Here is a 6,054-nt window from a genome sequence, read left to right as displayed (position 1 = left end):
AAATAAATTTATTTAAACTTTAATTTACAAATTATGAAAATAAAATTTATTCTATTTGTATGTATTCACTTTTGTTTACAAAACGTTATTTTGGCTCAAAATAATCTTCTTGTCAATGCACCAGTAACAGCTACTCCTGGAGCAAATCACAATACTGTTTTTGGACTTAATTCAGGACTTTCTCAAACATCAGCATCTGAAAATTCATTATTTGGTAGTTTTGCAGGAAGTAATTTAAAAGTGGGCAGCAAAAACACTTTACTTGGTTATCAATCAGGATTAACTTTAAAAGATGGTTTAAATAATACTTTTGTTGGTGAAGGTAGTGGAATATGGTCTAATGGTACAAATAATGTGTATATCGGATCCTTATCAGGTAAAGGTAATGCTGCATCAACTTCATTAAATACTGGAACAGCAAATACTTTTGTTGGAACAAATTCTGGGGCAGGTAATACTTCTGGCTCTGAAAATGTTTTTTTTGGATTACTAACTGGACAGAATAACACTATTGGATTTAAAAATACTTTTATTGGTCAACGATCAGGTCAGGCAAACACTACAGGAAATCTAAATATTGCTGTTGGAAGTCAAGCAGGAAATTTTAATGCTACTGGAAGTGGTAATGTTTTTATAGGAAATAGTTCTGGAGTTAATAATATTTCAGGATCGGCTAATCTTTATTTAGGAAATAGTGCTGGAAGTAGCGGGACCAACTCAAATGGAAATATTTTTATTGGAAATGGTGTACAATCAATCTCGTCTGTTTCCAATGAATTATTTATTGGTAATTCAATATCAGATACACCTCTAATAAGGGGTAATTTGAATAACAGAGATTTGATTTTTAATTTAAACAATAATGTAAATTCTAGATTAGTAGTAAACAGTTTTAATACGGGTAATGCCTCGGGTACTTCAGGTTTGCGTTTTGCAAACTTAACAAGTAATAATACAAATTTAGTTGCACCAACTGGTAGAGTTTTAACAGTAAATGCCAATGGGGATGTTGTATTAACTTCTGATCAAGTTAGTACTGGAAGTACTGGTATTACAAATAGTTGCACTAATAATGTGAATTTTGTTCCAAAAACTGCGGATAATTCAGGTAATTTAACTTGTAGTCAAATTTTTGATAATGGAACTAATGTAGGTATTGGTACGGGTAGTCAATCTACATCTTTTTTTGATTATACAATAATGAGTGGAGATTTTTCAGCCGAAGCTACAACACCCGGAAATGCAAAATTAAGAGTTGCGGGAGTTACTTGGTCAAATGGGTTTTATGCTGCTTCGGATAAAAAATTCAAAAAAGATATTAAACAAATTGCTAGTTCACTTGAAGCTATCCAAAAAATAGATGGTAAAACGTATTCTTGGAATAAGAATGAAAATAAAGATAGAAATTTTGACCAAGGATTACACAGCGGTTTTATTGCTCAAGAGTTAGAGAAAGTATTACCTCACTTAGTTGCTACTAGTGGTGACGGTAGTAAAGCGGTAAATTATATTGAACTAATGCCTTACCTAGTAGAAGCTATTAAAGAACAACAAACTCAAATAAGTGAATTAAAGTCGCAAATTGCACAAAATAATAAATTGCATACATTGGATTTTATAAAATTTTTTAATACAAAAATCATTAATGTTTCCCCAAATCCTTCTGATAGTTTTATAGAAGTTTCATTTAATATAGATAGTGAAATTAAGTCAGCCTATTTAGAAGTTTTTGATCTTCAAGGTTCTTTACAATCTAGTTTAAAAATTAGTGAAAGAGGATTAGAAGTAAAAAGAGTGCTTCAAAAAGATAATTTTGCTACTGGAATTTATATCCTAAGTCTTTCTGTTAACGGAAAAAGTATAGATACTAAAAGAATTGTGTTTAATTAAATAGTTAGATATACTTCATAAATATTCTTAAAATCAATTATTAAATGATAAATATGTTATTTGATAATTGATTTCTCTTAGATTTAAGCTTAATATAAGTTAAAATTTAAAAATATCAATTTAAACTGGTACAAAATTTCCATGAAATCTATATATAAATATATTAAATTAATAATATGTTAACATTTTTAAGACTTGGTTACAAAGGTAATTTGGGAAATCATCTTTTTCAAATTGCTTCAATAATTGGTTTAGCTAAAACACACAATAAAAAATTTTGTTTTCCAGAGTGGAAATATTCTGAGTATTTTGAATACAAATTTCCTGAAATAGATAAATCTATAGAATATGAGACTGTTAATGAGAAATTTTTTAATTTCCATGAATGGGATTTAGGTGATGGAAATTATAATATTAATGGATGGTTGCAATCAGAGAAATATTTTGATGTAAAAAAAGTAAAAGAAGTTTTTAAATTCAAGTCAGAGTTTAGAGAAAACACTTTAAATAGGTATAAAAATATATTCAACAAAAAAACTATTTTTGTTTCTGTAAGACGTGGAGATTTTGTTCATAATCCAAATTATTTTCAGCTTTCGTTTCAATATTACATTTTAGCTTTGGTTAATAATTTTCCAGACTTAAAAGAGAGAACAATTGTATTTGCTAGTGATGATATTGAATATTGTAAATTTCATTATTCATTTTTAAATAATGTGGTTTTTCTAGAAAATGTTCCACCCATGGAGCAAATGGTTATAGGAATTCACTGTGATGATTATGTCATTAGTAATTCCACTTTCTCTTGGTGGATTGCGTGGCTAGGTGAAACTCAAAATAAACGAGTTTATAGACCTATTAAAAATTTAAGTGGTGAGTTTGGAAGGGTAAACAATGATAGAGATTATTTTCCTGAAAGATGGATTGCATTTGATGAAAAAGAAAATAGTTTACCATTAAAGATTAATTATATACTTTTTACTTTAAAAGGCAATTTATTTGCAGCTTATATTTATTTAGTTTTTAATATCAAATTTTATTGGAAAAAATTTAAAAAAAAAGTAAAAAAAATAATTGAAAAGCAATAATTATGCTCCCACAAAACAGGCTTAGGGAATTAGATTTTTTAAGAGGAATTGCTATTATTCTTGTTGTTTTTAGGCACAAAGAAGTTATTCACTTTATTCAAGTTATGGGTTGGATTGGTGTTGATTTATTCTTTGTACTTAGTGGTTTTCTTGTGTCAGGATTATTGTTTAAAGAGTACAAGAAGTATGGTTCTATTGATGCAAAACTGTTTTTAATCAGACGAGGATTTAAGATTTATCCAGTATTTTATTTGACTTATATACTATATATAATTCCACGAATTATTTTGAACAAACCTGATTTGAAATATATAATTTTTGATTTAACTTTTACTCAAAATTATTTTTTAGGTTGGGGTTATGCATACGCCCAAAGTTGGTCACTTGCCGTTGAAGAGCATTTTTATTTTGGTTTGGCTTTGTTTTTATGGCTAATATTTAATAAAAAAGTTTTTCAATTTAAAGTTGTTGAAAATAGTATCTCTAAATTTGAAGTTTTTTTAATATTTATTTTAATTACTGTATTAATATTAAGAGTAATTTCAAATATTCAATTTCCCGACGAAAAAGTCAGAAATACAACAATGTCTCACTTGAGGATGGACTCATTGTTGTTTGGAGTTTTGATTTCTTATTGGTATTATTTCAGAATTGATAAGTTGACTTTTTTTTACTTATCTAATAAGTTTAAATTATTAACACTTTCATTTTTAATGCTATTGTTTACACCATTTATAGATCAACTCGATTCATTTTTTGTCAAAACTATCGGTTTTACGATTATTTACCTATCATTTGGAATATTGTTAATTCATTTTCTTATTGATAAAAATATTAATAATCAACTAGATAATCTTTTTTCAATTAAACTAGTAAATTTTATCAGTAAAATAGGTGTTTGTTCATATAGCATATATATAATACATACATTAGTTATTTTTGCTGTCAAGTTTTTTCCTATAAATAATAAAATCATTACCTTTATTTTGGTTTTTGTAATATCTATTTATGCAGGCTTTTTAATTATTTCTAAAGTAGAAAATTATTTTTTGGACCTTCGTGATAAATATTATCCTAAAAGGCTGTAAGATTTTTTAAATATAAAGCTGGTATTCATAAAGTTAAAATCTAAAATTCAAAAGTAATTTTTAAAATAAATAAACACATTACATTCTTAATGTTAATTATACATGTACTTTAATACTAGTAAGTGAATTAGTTTTATTTTAAATTATTTTTAAGTTATAGCTTTTAAATTTTTTAAACCATTTTATCTGTAAACATAATCAACAATTAACATAAAATTTCATGCTTACTGTTTGTAATTTCCATTATATAAGAACAAATTTTGAAAAGCCTTATCCAAGTATTTTTGGAGTAACACCAATTGAATTTGACAACCAGATAAAAGAATTAAAAAAAATAGGAGAATTTATTTCAATTGATCAGCTTGTTAATAATATTGATGAAATCTTAGTAGATACAAAAAATCATTTGCTCATTACTTTTGATGATGGTTTAAAAGAGCAATTTGAACTAGCTTTACCTATACTCGAAAAAAATAATATAGAAGCTCTTTTTTTTATTAATTCTATGAATTACATAGAAAAAAAAGTTTCCATGGTTCACAAAATTCATCTAGTTCGCTCTGAAATTAACCCAAATACTATTTTGAGTGAAGTAAATAAAGTATGCGCTATTGAACGAAATGAACTAACATCAGATGAAATGATTAAAGCTGTTAAGCATTACAGATATGACGATCAGCAATCGGCACATCTTAAATATTTGTTGAATTTTAAATTACCAAAAAAAGATTTAGAACTAGTAATTAATTCATTATTTGAAACTTACTTTAATGAAGAAGAGGTTGTCAATTCTTTATACATGACTAATAATCAATTAAATTATTTAGCACAAAAACAAATGCTAGGTAATCATACTCATAGTCATCTAGCTTTGGGATTATTGAACGAAGTGCAAATAGAGAGTGAAATTTTTAAAACAAAATCTTTCATCCAAAGTTTTCAAAAAAACACTAATTTAGCAATCAGTTATCCTTATGGAAGTGAGGAAGCATGCCAAGATCCAGTTACAGAAATTGCAAAGCAATTAGGTCATAAAATAGGTTTCAGCATGGAAAGAGGTACAAATGATAAAACAGCCAATAAATTACTTTTGAAACGATACAGTTCAAATGATTTACCAGGCGGAAAAAATTACATTGAATAATGATAACCAGAGAAGCAACAATTGAAGATTGGGATGAACTTTTATATTTTTTTAAAAAAGTTTATAGAGAAAATCATCCTTTGCACAGTAAAGATTTTTGGGAATGGCAATATGGTAATAAGGAATTTGGTCGCTCTTTCATTTGTTTAAATGATGCCAATAGAATAGTTGGGCATGTTGGAGCAAATTTTGGTGGTAATATCGCATGGATTATAAATGTATATCTTGATGAAGAATGCCGAGGGAAAGGAATTTTAGGAAAATTATACGATTTAGCAAGACAATATTATCCTTTAGCAGCAACAGCTGCAAATAAAGCTGGTTTAGGATTGTATCAAAACATGCGTTGGATACGATATTATGATTTGGTTCGGTTTGTTAAAATTAATCCCTCAATTATTAATCCTACTTTAGACACTGTATGTCAGTCAAAACAAATTGATACTAAAGATTTAACATACAAAGAAACTCATTATTTTAAACAGCCAAATTTAAATGGTATAAAGTTAAATGATGGTTCTACAGCAATAAGTCAACCTGAAGTTTCTGGTTTAAGAATAGTTGATATTCAATCTATTTCTGAATTGGAACAACAAGCTTGGAAAACGGGATACAATTGGATAGATTATATTACGTCTTGGAATGATTTAAAAACTAGAGAATTAGAAAAACAAGGATGGTTAATCGATAACCAAACAGTTGTTCCATGGAGATTAAATCCAATAATAAATGATTATTATTGCAATATAACTTTTCTTTCAGAAAAACCATTAGACAACAATTTTATTGTTCATAGATCTTATTCTGATCATGGAAGAATAGGAAGTTTGCCAAAAGAATAATG

General features: G+C 27.1%; 5 protein-coding genes. All 5 read left to right on the top strand.

The window, feature by feature from the left end; translation table 11 throughout:
* Window positions 1-33 precede the first annotated feature (33 nt).
* Window positions 34-1,890: a tail fiber domain-containing protein gene (locus IAI56_RS10185; protein WP_187657770.1), complete on the top strand. Its 1,857-nt coding sequence runs from the start codon at window positions 34-36 to the stop codon at window positions 1,888-1,890.
* A 176-nt stretch (window positions 1,891-2,066) separates the two neighbouring features.
* On the top strand, window positions 2,067-2,978 hold the full coding sequence (locus IAI56_RS10180) for an alpha-1,2-fucosyltransferase (RefSeq protein WP_187657769.1): 912 nt from the start codon (window positions 2,067-2,069) through the stop codon (window positions 2,976-2,978).
* Between the two features lie 2 nt (window positions 2,979-2,980).
* Window positions 2,981-4,066 (top strand): acyltransferase family protein, encoded by a 1,086-nt coding sequence (locus IAI56_RS10175; RefSeq protein WP_187657768.1) that lies wholly within the window; start codon window positions 2,981-2,983, stop codon window positions 4,064-4,066.
* 220 nt (window positions 4,067-4,286) lie between these two features.
* Complete coding sequence (locus IAI56_RS10170) at window positions 4,287-5,210, top strand: polysaccharide deacetylase family protein (RefSeq protein ID WP_187657767.1); 924 nt, start codon at window positions 4,287-4,289, stop codon at window positions 5,208-5,210.
* Window positions 5,210-6,052: a GNAT family N-acetyltransferase gene (locus tag IAI56_RS10165; protein WP_187657766.1), complete on the top strand. Its 843-nt coding sequence runs from the start codon at window positions 5,210-5,212 to the stop codon at window positions 6,050-6,052. The genes IAI56_RS10170 and IAI56_RS10165 overlap by 1 nt, the downstream gene beginning before the upstream one ends.
* The last annotated feature ends 2 nt before the right edge of the window (window positions 6,053-6,054 follow it).

Source organism: Flavobacterium macrobrachii, from assembly GCF_014486675.1.
Taxonomy (GTDB): domain Bacteria; phylum Bacteroidota; class Bacteroidia; order Flavobacteriales; family Flavobacteriaceae; genus Flavobacterium; species Flavobacterium macrobrachii.
Note: the sequence above shows the minus strand (reverse complement) of the source record. Positions and strands in the feature narration are given on the sequence as shown.